The organism is Faecalibacterium sp. IP-3-29, assembly GCF_023347335.1.
In the GTDB taxonomy this organism is placed as follows: domain Bacteria; phylum Bacillota; class Clostridia; order Oscillospirales; family Ruminococcaceae; genus Faecalibacterium; species Faecalibacterium duncaniae.
This window is the reverse complement of sequence record NZ_CP094471.1, coordinates 1,863,545-1,880,396: the sequence shown is the minus strand read 5'-3', so window position 1 is coordinate 1,880,396 and position 16,852 is coordinate 1,863,545. Positions and strand designations below refer to the sequence as shown.

Annotated in this window: 11 protein-coding genes and 5 tRNA genes; 9 read left to right on the top strand and 7 right to left on the bottom strand. The window is 60.4% G+C overall.

Going from position 1 to position 16,852, the window contains the following annotated elements; genetic code table 11:
* Window positions 1-10: 10 nt before the first annotated feature.
* Together MTP40_RS09030 and MTP40_RS09025 are read right to left on the bottom strand one after the other, a co-directional pair.
* The gene (locus tag MTP40_RS09030) at window positions 11-3,049 is read right to left on the bottom strand and encodes a putative bifunctional diguanylate cyclase/phosphodiesterase (RefSeq protein WP_249259206.1); all 3,039 of its coding nucleotides are present in this window, start codon (window positions 3,047-3,049) and stop codon (window positions 11-13) included.
* Between the two features lie 38 nt (window positions 3,050-3,087).
* Window positions 3,088-4,512 carry an extracellular solute-binding protein gene (locus tag MTP40_RS09025; RefSeq protein ID WP_249259205.1) on the bottom strand — a complete coding sequence of 475 codons (1,425 nt, stop codon included), beginning with the start codon at window positions 4,510-4,512 and terminating at the stop codon, window positions 3,088-3,090.
* Window positions 4,513-4,751: 239 nt separating this feature from the next.
* Here MTP40_RS09025 and MTP40_RS09020 point away from each other — a divergent pair, with 239 nt between their 5' ends.
* Entirely contained in the window at window positions 4,752-5,162 is a 411-nt protein-coding gene (locus MTP40_RS09020; RefSeq protein WP_249259204.1) for an SseB family protein, read from the top strand.
* Between the two features lie 82 nt (window positions 5,163-5,244).
* On the opposite strand, the gene MTP40_RS09015 is transcribed toward MTP40_RS09020, so the two are convergent.
* The 3 genes from MTP40_RS09015 to MTP40_RS09005 all read right to left on the bottom strand — a co-directional run bounded on the left by MTP40_RS09015 (window position 5,245) and on the right by MTP40_RS09005 (window position 8,996).
* Window positions 5,245-7,170: a PTS fructose transporter subunit IIABC gene (locus MTP40_RS09015; protein WP_249259203.1), complete on the bottom strand. Its 1,926-nt coding sequence runs from the start codon at window positions 7,168-7,170 to the stop codon at window positions 5,245-5,247.
* Window positions 7,171-7,338: 168 nt separating this feature from the next.
* Window positions 7,339-8,244, bottom strand: a complete 906-nt coding sequence (pfkB, locus tag MTP40_RS09010) for a 1-phosphofructokinase (RefSeq protein WP_249259202.1) — start codon at window positions 8,242-8,244, stop codon at window positions 7,339-7,341.
* Entirely contained in the window at window positions 8,241-8,996 is a 756-nt protein-coding gene (locus tag MTP40_RS09005; protein ID WP_249259201.1) for a DeoR/GlpR family DNA-binding transcription regulator, read from the bottom strand. Before MTP40_RS09005 ends, pfkB begins: the two co-directional genes overlap by 4 nt.
* Window positions 8,997-9,217: 221 nt before the next feature.
* Here MTP40_RS09005 and MTP40_RS09000 point away from each other — a divergent pair, with 221 nt between their 5' ends.
* Window positions 9,218-9,991, top strand: coding sequence for a Cof-type HAD-IIB family hydrolase (locus MTP40_RS09000; RefSeq protein ID WP_156058278.1), 774 nt, complete (start codon window positions 9,218-9,220; stop codon window positions 9,989-9,991).
* A 55-nt stretch (window positions 9,992-10,046) separates the two neighbouring features.
* Here MTP40_RS09000 and gltA read toward each other — a convergent pair whose 3' ends face one another.
* Both gltA and MTP40_RS08990 read right to left on the bottom strand, forming a co-directional pair.
* Window positions 10,047-11,441 (bottom strand): NADPH-dependent glutamate synthase, encoded by a 1,395-nt coding sequence (gltA, locus tag MTP40_RS08995; RefSeq protein WP_156058277.1) that lies wholly within the window; start codon window positions 11,439-11,441, stop codon window positions 10,047-10,049.
* 1 nt (window position 11,442) lies between these two features.
* Entirely contained in the window at window positions 11,443-12,288 is an 846-nt protein-coding gene (locus MTP40_RS08990) for a sulfide/dihydroorotate dehydrogenase-like FAD/NAD-binding protein (protein WP_035393563.1), read from the bottom strand.
* A 335-nt stretch (window positions 12,289-12,623) separates the two neighbouring features.
* Here MTP40_RS08990 and MTP40_RS08985 point away from each other — a divergent pair.
* The 7 genes from MTP40_RS08985 to MTP40_RS08955 all read left to right on the top strand — a co-directional run bounded on the left by MTP40_RS08985 (window position 12,624) and on the right by MTP40_RS08955 (window position 16,813).
* Window positions 12,624-12,699: transfer RNA gene (locus MTP40_RS08985), tRNA-Gly, on the top strand.
* A 6-nt stretch (window positions 12,700-12,705) separates the two neighbouring features.
* A tRNA-Val gene (locus MTP40_RS08980) sits at window positions 12,706-12,781 on the top strand.
* Between the two features lie 3 nt (window positions 12,782-12,784).
* A tRNA-Asp gene (locus tag MTP40_RS08975) sits at window positions 12,785-12,858 on the top strand.
* A gap of 28 nt (window positions 12,859-12,886) precedes the next feature.
* Window positions 12,887-12,959: transfer RNA gene (locus MTP40_RS08970), tRNA-Phe, on the top strand.
* Between the two features lie 8 nt (window positions 12,960-12,967).
* Window positions 12,968-13,043 (top strand) — tRNA-Gly (locus MTP40_RS08965).
* 99 nt (window positions 13,044-13,142) lie between these two features.
* Complete coding sequence (locus MTP40_RS08960) at window positions 13,143-14,927, top strand: ABC transporter ATP-binding protein (protein ID WP_249259200.1); 1,785 nt, start codon at window positions 13,143-13,145, stop codon at window positions 14,925-14,927.
* Window positions 14,924-16,813, top strand: coding sequence for an ABC transporter ATP-binding protein (locus tag MTP40_RS08955; RefSeq protein ID WP_249259199.1), 1,890 nt, complete (start codon window positions 14,924-14,926; stop codon window positions 16,811-16,813). Before MTP40_RS08960 ends, MTP40_RS08955 begins: the two co-directional genes overlap by 4 nt.
* Window positions 16,814-16,852 lie beyond the last annotated feature (39 nt).

The window sequence follows — 16,852 nt, the reverse complement described above, 5'->3', positions numbered from 1 at the left end:
GCCGGAAAGATCATAAACCGAGGGGATCAAACCGCTGGTGTTCGAGCTGGTCGATCACCGCCTGCGCTGCCGGTGCAATGGGGGCGGGCACTGCGGCGGGGCGGCTGAGGTAGTAGCCCTGCAGCAGGTCCACGCCCAGACCGATGACGGTGCGCAGCTGGGCCTCGGTCTCAATGCCCTCGGCGATGAGCTGCATACTGCGGGCGTGGGCGTAAGCCACAATGTTGGAGACGATCTGCTGCTTATCACGGTCGGTGTCGATCCCGCGCACAATGGAAATGTCGATCTTGATATACCGGGGCGAGAGCTCCAGCAGGTTCAATTCGTTGCTGTAGCCGCTGCCGTAGTCATCCAGCGCAAAGGAGCCGGAGAAGCCCGGAACGTTCCGCTTCCGCTCCAGACATGCGCGGTCCAGATCCTCCTGTTCGGTGATCTCCACCACCAGCCGCTTGAGCAGCTCGGGGTAGCGCTGAGCATATTCCTCCACATCCTCAACCGTCAGGCTGACATTGGCGATGGAGTTGATGAAGAGCAGGGCATCGCTCTGGAACAGGCCCTGTGCCTGCATGCGCTGGAAGATCGCGCTGGAATGGAACACAGTGATCCGTTCGATCTCATACAGGCGGCCCGTCTCATGGGCCAGCTGCATGACCTGAGCGGGGGAGTGCAGGGTGGGCAGATCCACCCGCATGAGGGCCTCGTAGGCTGCAATCCGGCCGCTGCGGGCAGAGCAGATGGGCTGGAAGTGGTAGGTCACCAGCTCTTCCTGCAGCAGGCGCTCAAAGTCCTGCTGGGTCTGGGCGGCGTATGCCTCCTGATGGTAGCTGCCGATATCAAAATCACACATGCGGCCCTTGTGGGAATGCTTGACCTGATACATGGCAAAGTCGGCATATTTTTTCAGGGTGAGCAGGTCGTGGCCGTCCGTGGGGTACCAGGCAATGCCGCCCGAGATGCTGATGTGCAGCTGCTTGCCGTTGGGCAGGATGGACACGCTGCGCTGCAGGGCGGCACTCAGCAGCTCCAGCTGGGCGCGGAGCTGATTCTGATCCTGGTAGCCATAGAAGAAGATCAGGAACTCATCGCCCGAAAGGCGGGAGCAGATGGTGTTGGCGGGCGTGTTGGCCGCAAAGCACTGGCCGGTCTGGCGGATGTATTGATCGCCCCAGTCGTGGCCGTAGGTGTCGTTGATCTGCTTGAGGTTGTCCAGATCCATCATCAGCAGGGCGGCACAGCCCAGCTTTTCGGGCTGCTGGAACAGCGCTTCACAGGCGCGGTCAAAGGCACGGCGGCGGTACAGGCCGGTCAGGGTATCGTAATCGCGCTCGTGCTCAATGCGCTGCTGCTCCAGCACCGTGGTGGTCATATCCTCAGCCAGACCCACCTCGGAGGCGCTTTCGCCCAGGATATGGGTGACACGCAGGGTGATGTAGTGGGTGCTGCCGTCGGGCTGGGGGATGGCAAAGACCTTGTTGTTGGCCGGGGACAGGCGGTAGAACCACCGCTGCTCCAGTGTGCCCATCAGGGCGCGGAAAGCCTTTGGCGTGAGCGGATCTGGCTGCTCCTGTGCAAGGCCCAGCATGGAGAAGAAGTTGTCGGTCACATAAACGCTGTCATCGCGCAGCTCATAGCCGCCCAGCTCCGCACTGGCCAATTTCATAATGCGCAAAAAGCGGGTGGAGGAGTCCAGCACGTCCTTGCTCAGCTGGGTAAAGGCAGAGGAAAACTGATCCAGCTCGGTAATGCCGGTGGCGGACAGATGCGGGATGGCGGAGGAATCCGCTTCGGCAGCGGCTACCTCAGCCGAGAGCTTGGCAACGGGCCGGGCCAGCCGCCTGCTGATCAGCCAGCTGCAAACAAAGCCAACGGCCAGCGTGATCAGAATGATGAAGGAGAGCAGCTGCTGCAGCCGCTGGGCGAAAGCAAAGAGCTGCACCGCGGGAACAGAGCCCACGAGAAGCCAGTGCTCGCCCGAGAAAGGAGCGTTCCGGCTGTAGAGGTTCAAGGGGGAGACCGAGGCAATGTAGAGGGCATCGCTGAAGAGGTAGCGGCGGGTCTGGGCACTGTGGAGGCGCAGCGTAAGGCTTTCGTCCGCAGAACCCGGCTGCCCGTCGCAGTGGGAACGGAGTACCGGACGCAGCTGCAGTTCAGAGGCAGAGAGCTCCTCCGTATCGGTCACGGCAAGGAAATAGGTGCCGTTGTTCTGCAGCTCAGAGCAGGGCAGGTTCTCCCACAGGTAGTCGGCCAGCAGTTCCACGCCGATCACGCCGTAAACGGTGCCGTCCGGCAGGATCAGGGGCTGGCTGTAGGCAATGGCCTCGTGGGTGTCCCCGGGCACCAGATAGGATTGTGAGGTCCAGTGGCCATAATCGGAGGCGGCAAGGCTGGCTCCGTCTTTATAGGCGGCCTGGAAAGGGGGATAAAGGAAGCCACGGTTTCCCAGTGCCCGGTAACGGATGGTGGGGGACCAGCTGTTGTCCGTGGCAATGGAGAGGGACTGCACCAGCTGGGCCGGTGCCCGCACAAAGGTCAGGTCGGCGTTGCGCTGGGAGGGGGCGGCATCCGGGTCAAGATCCCGCAGGTAGATGGCGGGCATGAGGCTGTCCTGCTTCCGCTTGTCCAGATCATGGGTGTTCAGGATGAGGAACACGCCGGTCACCGACTTGATGCGCAGGGTGCTGATGAGCTCCGGCGCGGCGGCTTCCAGCAGGGGATAGGCCGCGTCGCTGCTGCTGTCCAGCGTGCTCAGGCTGATCTCTCCCTCGTCCAGAAGCTGCTGGGTCAGGCCATTGATGGCATCGGAAAGGCTGGTCAGCTCCTGTGCATCGTGGAAGATGGACTGAAGATACCGGCTGCGGTTGTCCACCTGCATGGCAAGGATATCCTCGGCGTTCTGGTTCAGCTGGGGGCCAAGCCGGGTGGCGTGGACGGCAAAGGTCAGCAGCAGGAACTCCACCGCCAGCACAGCCAGCAGGGAGAAAAGGATGGTGCCGAAGATAGAATGGCCCGTCTGAGGGGCCTTCTGGCTGTGCGGCTTGTGGTTCTGCATCTGAGGATCTCTCCTTTTGTGGTTGTTCCAAGGGCATCTCAGCCCGCAAAGGCGCTGAGAGCGGCCAGAGTCTGGTCGTACCAGGCATCAAAATAGGCATCGGTCAGGAACTCGGCTTCGGCTTCCTCGGGGGTCTGCCCGGCAGCCAGCCGCTCCAGCACCGTGGCACGGTCGGCAGTGACACGGTCCTCCAGCGCGTACTGCAGGGTATTGCGGGCGCGCAGGGCAGCCGGGAAGGCATGAGTGGTGTAGAGCTTGCTGCGATCGATGGCATCAATGGACAGGCTCAGCACCTTGTGGATCCTGTCGGAGACCGTCAGGCCGCTGTTCTCAAGGGCGGACATGCTATTGGCGGCATAGGTCACGGGCATATAGCCGGACTGCACCGAGAACTGCAGGTTGTTTTCCGGCTGGGTGAACCATTTCAGAAAGGCAACGCAGGCACTGATCTCGTCCTCGGTGCCCGGGATGACTACCATGCCGGCCCCCTGCTGGACGGCCACCGGCTCACAGCCTGCAAAGCTGGGGCAGGGCAGCGCGGCCATCTCGATGCCGTGGCTCTCGGTGTCGCTGGTCAGCACCTGGGTGGGGAAGAAGGAAGCGCTGGAGGAGGAACCAACATAGGCCAGCAGGCTGCCGATCTTGATATCGTCGCTGCGGAACTTGCCGCTGGCACTGCACCAGCCCTTGATGTAGGGGACATAGTAGTTATCCCACAGCTTGCGGAGGGTCGGCTTGTCAAGGTGCAGGGTCATCACGCCGTTCTCGGCATCAAAGATGGTCGTACCCAGTTCCTGTGCGCCGCAGAGCAGGTAATTGGTCAGCGCGTCGCGGCCATACAGGGCCTTGCCGTCGTTGGGTGCAGCCGTCTGGACATCGGTCCAGTCGTAGTATTTGTGTGCGGCCTCGTTCAGCCCCTCCACGGTGGAAAGATCCGCATAGGTCACGCCTGTGGCCTCGGCAAAGGGGACAAAGTCGGTGACGTTCAGGTAGAGCAGCTCGGTGGATTTTGCTATGGGAAAGACCTTGAGCTCCCCGTTGTTCATCAGGTCACCCTCCTCGAGAAACCCGGCGATATAGGCAGACTTCTCTTTTTCGGTCAGGTAGGGGCTCAGGTCAACGGCAAGGCCCATCTGATCCAGCGTAAAGGCGGTGTCTGCGTAGGAGGAGACGATGTTGGGCAGTTTCTCGGCACCCACCTTGCCCTCGGCGGCGGCCAGCACGCTGGTCTCCAGGTCGTTCACGCTGCCCTGACTGGAGCTTTCGACCCGGATGTTCTTCTCTTTGCCCACGGTGGAGTTGAACTGCTCCACCAGCTGGTTGAAGCATTCCAGCTGATCGCCGTTGTAGTAGGTCCAGATCGTGATGGTGGTGGGCAGCTTGCTTCGGCCGCAGGCAGTGCCGCCCAGCGCCACGGCGGCGCACAGCAGCAGACTGACGGCAGAACGAAGGATTCGTTTCATTACATTATCTCTCCCATTCCGACAAAGACGGCTCACGGAAAAAACGGCGCGTCCTGTCGTTTCTGAAATGATACCAGACGAAAACATTGTAACACTTTTTCGGGGCGGGGGCTACTGATTTTTGAAAAAACACCCGAAAGCAGACGAAAAAAGAAAGAATCTCTGGCCTGCGCTTCCATTTTTCGTAAAGTCCGGATATAATACAAGCATAAAATACAACAAAAAGAATGGGAGAGCTTATGGCACAGAAGAAGGACGAGGGCCTGAACGGCAACGAGAAGATCGAACAGGCAGTCTGCCAGTTACAGCAGGAGCCTACACAGGAGCAGCTGGCGCATACCCTGACCGTGATCCGGCGGAGGATGCGGGAAAACGGACAGGTCGTGGTGGCGGTGGAGCCAAACCCGGCCAGTGAGCAGATGCAGCTGCGGGCCCTCCGCACGGCCGATGGGGCCAGCTGGTGGTATGCCTTTACCAGCTTTGAAGAGGAGATGGAGGGCGCGGAAGCGGTGCAGTCCACCTTTCTGGTGGAGTTTGAAAAGCTGTTGGATGCCGCACTGCAGGTGCCGGAGATCCAGGGCATCATCCTGAACCCCTGGAACCGCACCATCCAGCTGGACAAGACCCTGCTCCGGATCATCAAGGGATAAGCACGAAAGGGCCCGCCTGCCGCATTTTGGTGCGCGCAGACGGGCCCTTTTTCTATGGTAAAGGAAGAAGGAGAATGGCAGATCAGGCAGCGTCGGTGCGGTCCTTCTTGAGCAGGCTCAGGATCACGGCACCCACCACGCTGCCAGCGGCAAGAGCCACGCAGTAGAGCAGGGCATGATCGACCACGGGGAACACGAAGATGCCGCCGTGGGGAGCGCGCAGGGCGCAGCCAAAGGTCATGGAGAGGGCACCGGCCAGCGCGGCACCGGCCACACAGCTGGGCAGGACGCGCAGCGGGTCGGCGGCGGCGTAGGGGATGGCACCCTCGGTGACGAAGCACAGGCCCATGACGTAATTCACGATGCCGTTGCGGCGCTCGTCAGGAGTCCACTTCTTGGGGCAGAAGGTGGTGGAGAGGGCGATCGCGATGGGAGGAACCATGCCGCCCACCATGACAGCGGCCATGACCTCGTAGTTGCCGGAGGCCAGTGCGGCAGTGCCAAAGACGTAGGCCGCTTTGTTGAAGGGGCCGCCCATGTCAATGCTCATCATACCGGCAACGATGGCACCCAGCAGGACTTTGGAGGTGCCGCCCATGGCGTTGAGGCAGTTGGTCATGGCGGTGTTGATCATGCCCATGACCGGGTTGATGCCGCACATCACGGCACCGATGATGAGGATGCCGCCCAGCGGGTAGATCAGCATGGGGCGGATGCCGTTCAGGCTGGCGGGGAGCTTTTCGGTGATCTTCTTCAGGAACTCGACCACATAACCGGCCACGAAACCGGCCAGCAGAGCGGCCAGGAAGCCGCCGGAAATGCCAGTGGTCTCACCGTTGGCAAGGCCTGCAAAGTTGGTGCCGTTCATGGCCAGCACGCCGCCCGCAAAGCCCACGGCCAGGCCGGGACGGTCGGCGATGGACATGGCGATGAAGCCTGCCAGAATGGGAAGCATGTAGCCAAAGGCGGCGCTGCCCACCGTCTTGAAGAAGGCGGCGATGGGGGTGTTCATGCCGAAGTTGGAGGGGTCGATGGTGTAATCGTCCAGCAGGAAGGCCAGCGCGATCATAATGCCGCCGCCCACCACAAAGGGCAGCATGTGGGACACGCCGTTCATCAGGTCCTTGTACACCTTGCGGCCAAAGCTGTCGCCGGAGGTCTCCTCCTCGGCAGCGGCGGCACCGCCCTTGGCGTGGTAAACAGGAACTTCACCGTGGGCTACCTTTTTCAGCAGCTCCTCGGGCTTGTGGATGCCGTCATCCACCCGGGCAAACAGCACGGGCTTGCCGTCAAAGCGGGCAGTTTCCACATTTTTGTCTGCTGCCACGATGATGCCGTCACAGGCTGCGATCTCGGCGCGGGTCAGCACGTTCTTGGCACCATCGGAGCCGTTGGTCTCCACCTTTGTGGGCAGGCCCAGCTTGTCACCGGCCTTGGCCAGCGCCTCGGCGGCCATGTAGGTGTGGGCAATGCCGTTGGGGCAGGCGGTCACGGCCAGAATGCGGTAGCCGCTCTGGGGGATAGCCTGCTGGGTGAAACTCTCCTCACCGAACTGGGCCTCCTCCTGTGCGTCGATGAGGGCAAGGAATTCGGTGGGGGTCTTGGCGGCCTTCAGCTTTTCCACAAAGTCCTCGTTCATCAGCATCTGCATCATGCGGGCCAGCATATCCACATGCAGGCTGCCGTTTTCGGGGGCTGCAATGGCAAAGAGCAGGTCGGTCTTGCCGTCATCCTCGGCGTTGTACTGCACCGGGGTGCTCAGACGCAGGGCGGCCAGGCTGGGCCGGGTGACCACATTCGTCTTGGCGTGGGGAACGGTGATGCCGTTGTCCACATAAGTGGAGGCCTCATCCTCCCGGGCGTAGAGTGCCTTCTTGTAGGCTTCTGTGTCGGTGATGTTGCCGTGGGTGGCCTGCAGTTCTACCAGCCGGGAGAGGATCTCGTCCCGGTTGGAGGCCGCGGAATCCAGCTCGATGGACTTTGCGGTGAATAATTCCGTAATGCGCATAAGGGTTCTCCTTTCTATCGTAGCGTCCTCACCCTCTCAGGCCGCTTCGCGTCCAGCTCTCCCGAAGGAAGAGCCCTTGGCAAAACCATCAACATAGCAATGACTGTCAAGACCTCCCACTTTGGGGGAGGTGGCATCGCGTCAGCGATGACGGAGAGGGCGAGCTCGTTAAAGGGTTTCGAACAAGTTCTTAATTTCTTCCCGTTTGGCCAGCCCAAGGCTGAACGCGGTGGCACTGCCGCAGGCGGTGCCCAGCCGGAGGGCCTGCTCATAGCTGCCGCTTTGCAGATAACCTGCCACAAAACCGGCCACCATGCTGTCGCCTGCGCCCACGCTGTTCACGACCTTGCCCTTGGGGCAGCCGATGCGGTGCACCTCGCCGTGCTCATCCACCAGCAGAGCACCGTTTCCGGCCATGCTCACCAGCACGTTCCGGGCACCCTTTTCCTGCAGGGCGCGGGCGGCGGCGGTGATCTCTTCGTCCGTTTTCAGCTCCCGGCCCACGATCTCGCCCAGCTCGTGATTGTTGGGCTTGATCAGGAAGGGGTGATAGGGGAGGACGTTGACCAGCAGATCCTGGGTGGCATCCACCACGGCCCGCACGCCGTGGCCCTCCAGCCCTGCCAGCAGCCGCTCGTAGGTGCTCTGGGAAAGGCTCTTGGGGATGCTGCCTGCCAGAACGAGGATGTCGTCAGGCTGCAGGGTGTCCAGCTGGGCTTCCAGCTGCTGCATGGCACTTTCCGGGATGCTGGGGCCTGCGCCGTTCAGCTCCGTCTCGGTGCCTGCCTTGATCTTGACGTTGATGCGGGTCATGCCCTCGGCCAGATGGATGAAATCGGTCCGGAGCCCCTGCGCGGCCAGACCACGCTCCAGCCAGGCACCGGTCTCACCGGCCACAAAGCCCAGAGCCACGCTCTCACAGTCCAGCTCCCGGAGCACGCCGGAAACATTGATGCCCTTGCCGCCCAGCACGCAGTCCTCCCCGGCGGCGCGATTCACCTCGCCCACCTCAAGGGGCCTGTCGAGACGGACGACATAATCAATGGCAGGATTGAACGTTACAGTGTAGATCATACCTCGGTCTCCTTTATCAGAGTGTATTGCCGGTATTTGGGGTTGGGGCACCGGTTCGTCAGGATGGCACCGCTGTGCAGATCACAGATGACGGCGGGGTAGACCTGCGCGAATTTGGTGTCGTCCACCAGGAACCACGTCTCCCGCGCCCGGTGGAGAGCCGCAGCTTTGACGGCGGCCTCCTCTGGGTCTGGGGTGGTGAAGCCGGAACCCAGCGCCACGCCGTTGGCCCCCATGAAGGCTTTTGTGAAATTGTACTGCTGGATGGCAGTCAGCGCAGCCGCCCCGATGATGGCCTCGGTCTGGGGCCGCAGCAGCCCGCCGGGCAGGAACACCCGGCAGCCCTTCTGGGCCAGCAGGCGGGCATGGGCCACGCCGTTGGTCACATAGCTGGCGTTCAGGGCCGGGCCGTTCAGCGCCCGTGCCAGAGCCAGCGTGCTGGAGCCTGCATCCAGATAGATGAAATCTTCCGGCAGGATCAGCTCTGCCGCCGCCTGGGCGATGCTCTGCTTCTGACTGACGGCCAGCTCTTCCTTGGCGGCCATGGTGGGCTCATCGGTGCGGAAGGGGCTGTCCGGCAGGGTGGCCCCGCCGTGCACCTTGTTCAGTTTGCCCAGCTTGTCCAGCTCGTTCAGGTCGCGCCGGATGGTGGACTCGCTTGCGTTCAGCGCCTCGCACAGCTCCTGCACGGTGGCAGTGCGCTGGCGGGCCAGCAGGTCAAGGATGAGGGCGAAGCGTTCTTCTGCCAACATGAGGAAAGGTCACTCCTTTGGTGTTTTGTGATTGAACTTGAAGCTTTATGAAGCTTCCTGTCCTTATTATAGCAAGATTTCAGTCAAAATCAATCACAATGCGCCAGAAATAGCCGACAAAAATCACCTCTGAAAATTGAGCAGGTTGCACAACAACTGGGATACATTTGGCAAACGGCAGCAAGTGTGCTATGATATAAGAAAAATGCAGGAGGAACGCTATGACAAAGCCCAAGATCATCTTTTTTGACATCGACGGCACACTGGTGCCGCTCAAGGAGGGCATCCGCCCCAGAACGGTGGAGGCGCTGCAAAAACTGCGGCAGAACGGCATCAAGCTCTGCATCGCCACCGGCCGCGCTCCCATGGAAGTGCCGAAGTTCGAAGGGGTCACTTTCGATGCGTTCCTGACCTACAACGGCTCCTATTGCTTCACGCCGGAGCGCGATGTTTTCAAAAATCTCATCCCGAAAGCGGACATTGCCCTGCTCCGCCGGAACGCCGAAGCGTTGGGGCGGCCCATGGCGTTGGCCACCAAGGACCGGCTGGCCGCTAACGGCTCCGACCCTGATCTGGCGGAGTATTTTGCCATCGGCGGGGTCGAGCTGGTGATCGCCGACGATTTTGATGCTATGGCGCAGGGCGAGATCTTTCAGGTGCTGATGAGTGGCAGGGAAGCGGAGTACCCAGCCATCCTGAAGGATGTGGAGAACGCGAAGATCGCCGCATGGTGGGACCGCGCCGTGGATATCATCCCGGCCAGCGGCGGCAAGGGCATCGCCGTGGAAAAGATGCTGGAATTCTACGGCATCGACAAGTCCGACAGCATGGCCTTCGGTGACGGCAACAACGATATCGAAATGTTCAGAGCCGTCGGCACCGGCGTCGCTATGGCCAACGCCTCTGCCCGGCTGCAAGCCGCCGCCACCGCCCATTGCCGCGATGTGAAGGAAGACGGCATCTATTGGTATTGTGTAGAAAACGGCCTGATATGAAGAGAAAAAGCCGGTGCACTTTCTTGGCGCACCGGCTTTTTTCTATAGGGGAAACTTACTGATTCTGAATGTACTCGTCCATGGCCTTCGCGGCTGCCTTACCGGCACCCATGGCCTTGATGACGGTGGCGGCACCGGTCACGGCATCGCCGCCGGCGTACACGCCCTCACGGCTGGTCTTGCCCTCGTCGCCCTCGGTGACGATGCAGCCGTGCTTGTTGGTCTCCAGACCAGGGGTGGTGGAGCGGATCAGGGGGTTGGGGCTGGTGCCCAGGCTCATGATCACGGTATCCACATCCAGCTCAAACTCGCTGCCCTTTTTTTCAATGGGACGGCGGCGGCCGGAAGCATCGGGCTCACCCAGCTCCATCTCAATGCAGGTGATGGACTTGACGAAGCCCTCGTCGTTGGCGTGGATCTCCACGGGGTTGCACAGGGTCTTGAAGATGATGCCCTCTTCCTCGGCGTGCTCGACCTCCTCCTTACGGGCAGGCAGCTCGGCCATGCCGCGGCGGTAGACGATGTACACAGTCTCAGCACCCAGACGCAGGGCGCTGCGGGCAGCATCCATGGCCACGTTGCCGCCGCCCACAACGGCCACCTTTTTGCCGGTGCGGATGGGGGTCTTGCTGGTGGGCAGGTAGGCCTTCATCAGGTTGGAGCGGGTCAGGAACTCGTTGGCGGAGTACACGCCCTTCAGGCTCTCGCCGGGGATGCCCATGAAGCGGGGCAGACCGGCACCGGAGCCGACGAACACGGCCTCGTAGCCGTACTCGCCCATCAGCTCGTCGATGGTCAGCACCTTGCCGATGACCATGTTGCACTCAAAATCCACGCCCATCTTCTTCAGGCCGTCGATCTCCTGCTGCACGATGGCCTTGGGCAGACGGAACTCGGGGATGCCGTACATCAGCACGCCGCCGGCCACATGCAGGGCCTCGTAGACGGTGACCTTATAACCCAGCTTGGCCAGGTCGCCTGCGGCGGTCAGACCGGCAGGGCCAGCGCCGATGATGGCAACCTTGTGGCCGTTCCATGCGGGCACGATGGGGGCGGTGTGGACGTTTTCACGGTGCCAGTCGGCCACAAAGCGCTCCAGGCGGCCGATGCCCACAGGCTCGTTCTTGATGCCGCGGGTGCACTTGCCCTCGCACTGGCTCTCCTGGGGGCAGACACGGCCGCAGACGGCGGGCAGGGAGGAGGAGCGGGCAATGACCTGATAGGCGGCTTCAAAGTCGCCCTCGGCCACATGACCGATGAACTCGGGGATATCGATGCCCACGGGGCAGCCGGTCTGGCAGGGCTTGTTCTTGCAGTGGATGCAGCGCTTTGCCTCGTTCACGGCCATCTCTTCGGTATAGCCCAGTGCAACTTCCTCAAAGTTCTTGTTGCGGACGTTGGGGTCCTGGGTGGGCATGGGGCACTTTTTGGGATCCATATTGAAAGCCATCTTACTTTGCCTCCTCAGTCTTGAACAGATTGCAGGCCTTCTCGCGGGCCTTTGCCTCAAAGGGGCGGTACATGGTGCCGCGGGCCATGGCTTCGTCGAAATCGACGAGGTCACCGTCAAAGTCAGGGCCGTCCACGCAGGCAAACTTGGTCTCGCCGCCCACGGTCAGGCGGCAGCCGCCGCACATGCCGGTGCCGTCGATCATAATGGGGTTCATGGAGACAATGCTCTTCAGCCCGTGCTTCTGGCAGGTCTTGACGACGAATTTCATCATGATCAGCGGGCCGATGGTGATGACCAGATCATACTGGTTGCCGGCGGCCACCAGCTCGTCCAGAGCGGCAGTGACCACACCCTTGGTGCCGTAGCTGCCGTCATCGGTCATAATGCGCAGCTCGTCACTGCAGGCGTTGAACTCGTCCTCGAGGATGAGCAGATCCTTATTACGGAAGCCGATGACGCTGTGGACGGTGCAGCCCTGGTCGTGCAACTCCTTGGCAATGGGCAGGGCGATGGCGCAGCCCACGCCGCCGCCGACAACACAGACCTTTTTCAGGCCCTCGGTCTCGGTGGCGCGGCCCAAGGGACCCACAAAGTCATGGACGCTGTCGCCTGCGTTCAGGCTATTCAGCTCCATGGTGGTGCCGCCCACGATCTGGAAAATGATATCCACAGTGCCCTTTTCGCGGTCGTAACCGGCCACGGTCAGGGGGATGCGCTCGCTGTCCTCAAACGGGCGCACAATGATGAACTGGCCCGGCTTTGCCTTTTTGGCAATGAGCGGGGCTTCAATGACCATCTTTGTCACGGTGGGGTTCAACGCGACCTTTTCAGTGATCTTGTACATTGCGGTTGCTCCTTTTTCTGGCAAAATCTCGGCACAAAAACACGTCTGCCCGCCCGCGCGGCACAGCAGACGTGTTTTTGTGCAACTTTTTGACAAGTTTATTATAACCTCTTTAAGAAGGGAACGCAACCGAATTTTCTTTGTGTCTGCCGCCGCAAAGCTGAAACATTTCGGTTTCATTCCGGTTTCGGCTTTGTTTTTGAAAAACAGGCGCAGACAGGCGTGTTTTGCAAAAAGTCTGATTTTTTGGAAATTTGTTGTTGACAAAGCCTGCGTTTTACGCTATAATAGCCAACGTCGCCGGGAGCGAAACCCCGGCAGACCACATGAAATGTGCGGCCGTAGCTCATCTGGTAGAGCGCCACCTTGCCAAGGTGGAGGTAGCGAGTTCGAGCCTCGTCGGCCGCTCCATTTTGTGGAAGTTTAGCTCAGCTGGGAGAGCATCTGCCTTACAAGCAGAGGGTCAGCGGTTCGAGCCCGTTAACTTCCACCATGTGGCCCGGTAGCTCAGTTGGTTAGAGCACCAGCCTGTCACGCTGGGGGTCGTCGGTTCGAGCCCGATCCGGGTCGCTGCTGCTTCTCTGGAAGCAGCTTATATGCCTCTGTAGCTCAGTCGGTAGAGCAGGGGACTGAAAATCCCCGTGTCATTGGTTCGATTCCGATCGGAGGCACTTTATATGCGGCCGTAGCTCATCTGGTAGAGCGCCACCTTGCCAAGGTGGAGGTAGCGAGTTCGAGCCTCGTCGGCCGCTCCAGACAAATAAGCCACTGCAAAACATGATTCGTCGTGTGATGCAGCGGCTTTTTTGTACGTTGAAAGCTTTTTTGGAATTGAAAAAGGAGGGAAAAACGCAGTGATATTCGGAAAGTACATCAACCGGTATTACCTCAAGCATGCTCCCGTGCTGCTGCTGGGCCTTGCCGCCCTGCTGACGGTGGATTACATCCAGCTTTTGATCCCCCAGCTCTACCGGCTGGTCATCAACGGTGTGAACCTTGGCCAGGTGGTGGTGAACGGTGAGACGCTGCTCTTTACCAAAGAGGTGCTGCTGCAGCACATCTGCCTGCCCATGATCTGGATCGTGGTGCTGATGGTCATTGGGCGCTTTTTGTGGCGCATCTGTTTCTTCGGCTCGGCGGTGCGGGTCGCGGCAGACCTGCGGGAGCGGATGTTCGACCACAGCCGCAGGCTGTCCCAGCAGTACTATCAGGTGAACAAGGTCGGCAACCTGATGAGCCTGTACACCAACGACCTGGACACCATTCAGGAGTGCTTCGGCGACGGCGTGCTGATGTTCTTCGACGCGCTGACCCTGGGTCTGCTGGCCCTTTATAAGATGTGGACCATGGATGTGCGGCTGACCCTGCTGGCCCTGATCCCGGCGCTGATCATGTTTGCCATCGGCACCCAGATGAGCAAGGTGATGACCCGGCGCTGGGAGGAGCGGCAGCAGGCCTTCTCCGGTCTTTCCGATTTCGCGCAGGAGAACTTTTCCGGCATTGCGGTCATCAAGGCCTTTGTCAAGGAGTACAAGGAACTGCAGGCCTTCCGGAAGCTGAACAAGGAAAACGAGGAGATCAACGTGACCTACACGAAGATCGCCACCCTGCTGGAGGTGCTGGTGACCCTGTTCGTGGAGTCCGTGATCTGCATCATTCTGGGTTACGGCGGCTATCTGGTCTATCAGGGTCGATTCAACGCCGGCCAGCTGGTGGAGTATATCGGCTACTTTGAGGCCATCGTCTGGCCCATCATGGCTGTGTCCATGCTGATCGAAAAGACCAGCCGCGGCAGGGCCTCCCTGAACCGCATCACTGAGCTGCTGGATGCCCCCATCGATGTGGCCGACCGCCCCGGCGTGGCCGACCTGACCGACCCCAAAGGCGGCATCGAGTTCCGCCACCTGAACTTCCGCTACCCGGACGGCGAGTACGATGTGCTGCGGGATATCTCCTTTACCATTGCGCCCGGCGAGAGCGTGGGCATCGTGGGCAAGACCGGTGCGGGCAAGACCGCCCTGGTGGACCTGCTGCTGCGCACCTATAATGTGCCGGACGGAACCCTGTTCGTGGACGGCAGGGATGTGAACAGCCTCTCCATCCACTCGGTGCGCAATGCCTGTGCCTACGTTCCGCAGGATAATTTCCTGTTCTCGGACACCATCGCCCACAACATTGCCTTTGGTGTGGACGATGCCACCCCCGAGGACATCGAGCGGGCGGCAAGCATGGCCGATGTGCGGGATAATATCGTGGATTTCAAGGACGGCTACGAGACCGTTCTGGGCGAGCGCGGCGTGACGGTGTCCGGTGGTCAGAAGCAGCGCATCTCTATCGCCCGCGCCCTGCTCAAGGACGCGCCCATCCTGATCCTGGATGACTCCGTCTCGGCGGTGGATACCAGCACCGAGAAGATCATTCTGGACAACCTCAAGAACAGCCGGGCAGGCAAGACCACCCTGCTCATTGCCCACCGCATTTCCACGGTGGAGCGGCTGGATAAGATCGTATTCCTCAACGAGGGCCGGGTGGAAGCCGTCGGGCCCCACGATCAGCTGTATGCTTCCTGCCCGGAGTACCGCCGGATGGTCGATCTGCAGCGGCTGGAGGATGAGACGAAGGGAGGCGAAAACGCATGATGCATCTGAATCCATTGGTTCTGGTGGGCGCTGTCATCGGCGTGATCACCGCCCTGCTGGTGGCAGCCTATGCCGCCGTCAAGGACAAAAAGACCGCCATGGGCTTTGAGCGCAACATGGAGGACGGCGAGATCATGCGCCGCCTTGCCCGCTATGCCCGGCCCTACCTGAGCAAATTCCTCATTGTGGGCGTGCTGATGCTCTTCTCCATTGCCTACGATATCATTTCACCCCTCATCGTGGGCCGCATCGAGGAGCTGGTGGCCGGGGAGTTTGAACTCCGCGCCCTCTTCCTGGGCGTGTCAGTGTATGCAGGCGTGCTGGTGTTCTCTATGGGCAGCACTTACCTGCAGGCCGTGATTTTGCAGCGGGTGGGCCAGCGCATCATCTCCGATCTGCGCGAGGATCTGTTCAGCCACATTGAATCTTTGGCACACGAGCAGCTCAACGAGATCCCGGTGGGCAAGCTGGTCACCCGAGTGACCAACGATACCAACGCCATCTCCATGATGTTCACCAACCTCTTGGTCCAGCTGACCAAGAACAGCTTTGTCATTCTGGGCATTCTGGTGGCCATGCTCTGCCTGAACTACGAGCTGACGTTGATGGTGCTCTGCTTTGTGCCCTTCATCGTGATCTTCACGGTCATCTTCCGCAAGTTCTCCCGCCGCGCCAACCGCAAGCTCAAGAACGCGACCACCGATATCAATACCTATCTGTCAGAAAACCTGTCCGGCATCAAGGTCACCCAGATCTTTGGCCGGGAGGACGAAAAGATGGAGGACTTCCGCCAAAAGAGCCAGAAGCTGGCCCGGGCCAATCAGGAGCAGATCTTCGTGTTCAGCGTGTTCCGTCCGCTGGTGTATATGCTCTATGTCAGCTCGATCCTGTGCCTGTTCTATCTGGGCGGCATGGGTCACCTGAACAACGTCAGCTTTCTGGGTCAGACCATTTCCAGCGGTACCATCGTCACCTTTTATATGTACATCTCCAAGTTCTTCACCCCCATCCAGAACCTGGCCGAACAGTTCAACTGGCTGCAGTCGGCGCTGGCATCGGCAGAAAAGGTGTTCTCCATCATGGACATCCAGCCCAAGATGCAGGATGCCCCCGATGCCATTGAGCTGGACGAGGTGAAGGGCGAGATCGAGTTCCGGGACGTGTGGTTCAGCTACGTTCCCGGCGAGTGGGTGCTGCAGGGCGTTTCCTTCCATGTGGATGCCCGCCAGACGGTGGCCTTTGTGGGTTCCACCGGCTCCGGCAAGAGCACCATCCTCTCCCTGATCTGCCGGAACTACGAGTTCCAGAAGGGCCAGATCCTGATCGACGGTATCGACATCCGCAAGATCAAGATCTCCTCCCTGCGCAGGCACTTCGGCCAGATGCTGCAGGATGTGTTCCTGTTCTCGGGTACCATCCGTTCCAACATCGTTCTGCGGGAAGAGGGTATCCCCGACAGCGAGATCATGGAGGTCTGCCGCTACGTCAACGCCGACAAGTTCATCAACAAGCTGGACCACGGGCTGGACGAAGAGGTGCGTGAGCGCGGCAACAACTTCTCCGCCGGGCAGCGGCAGCTGCTCAGCTTTGCCCGCACCATCATCCATAAGCCCAGCGTGATGATCCTGGACGAAGCTACTGCCAACATCGACACCGAGACCGAGCTGCTGATTCAGGATTCGCTGGAAAAGATGCGTACCGTGGGCACCATGCTCATTGTGGCCCACCGGCTGTCCACCATCCAGCATGCGGACAACATCATCGTGCTGTCCCACGGTAAAATTCTGGAGCAGGGCACCCACCAGCAGCTGCTGGCCCGGCATGGCCGCTACTACCAACTGTATACCCTGCAATACCACAAGGCGCAGCTGAACACAGCCGAATAAGCGCAGACAGAAAGGCCGCTGACCTGAGATGAACTGCAC

Coding starts and splice junctions, on each gene's coding strand:
- MTP40_RS09030 (WP_249259206.1), bottom strand. CDS start 3,049: ATGCAGAACCACAAGCCGCACAGCCAGAAGGCCCCTCAGACGGGCCAT.
- MTP40_RS09025 (WP_249259205.1), bottom strand. CDS start 4,512: ATGAAACGAATCCTTCGTTCTGCCGTCAGTCTGCTGCTGTGCGCCGCC.
- MTP40_RS09020 (WP_249259204.1), top strand. CDS start 4,752: ATGGCACAGAAGAAGGACGAGGGCCTGAACGGCAACGAGAAGATCGAA.
- MTP40_RS09015 (WP_249259203.1), bottom strand. CDS start 7,170: ATGCGCATTACGGAATTATTCACCGCAAAGTCCATCGAGCTGGATTCC.
- pfkB (WP_249259202.1), bottom strand. CDS start 8,244: ATGATCTACACTGTAACGTTCAATCCTGCCATTGATTATGTCGTCCGT.
- MTP40_RS09005 (WP_249259201.1), bottom strand. CDS start 8,996: ATGTTGGCAGAAGAACGCTTCGCCCTCATCCTTGACCTGCTGGCCCGC.
- MTP40_RS09000 (WP_156058278.1), top strand. CDS start 9,218: ATGACAAAGCCCAAGATCATCTTTTTTGACATCGACGGCACACTGGTG.
- gltA (WP_156058277.1), bottom strand. CDS start 11,441: ATGGCTTTCAATATGGATCCCAAAAAGTGCCCCATGCCCACCCAGGAC.
- MTP40_RS08990 (WP_035393563.1), bottom strand. CDS start 12,288: ATGTACAAGATCACTGAAAAGGTCGCGTTGAACCCCACCGTGACAAAG.
- MTP40_RS08955 (WP_249259199.1), top strand. CDS start 14,924: ATGATGCATCTGAATCCATTGGTTCTGGTGGGCGCTGTCATCGGCGTG.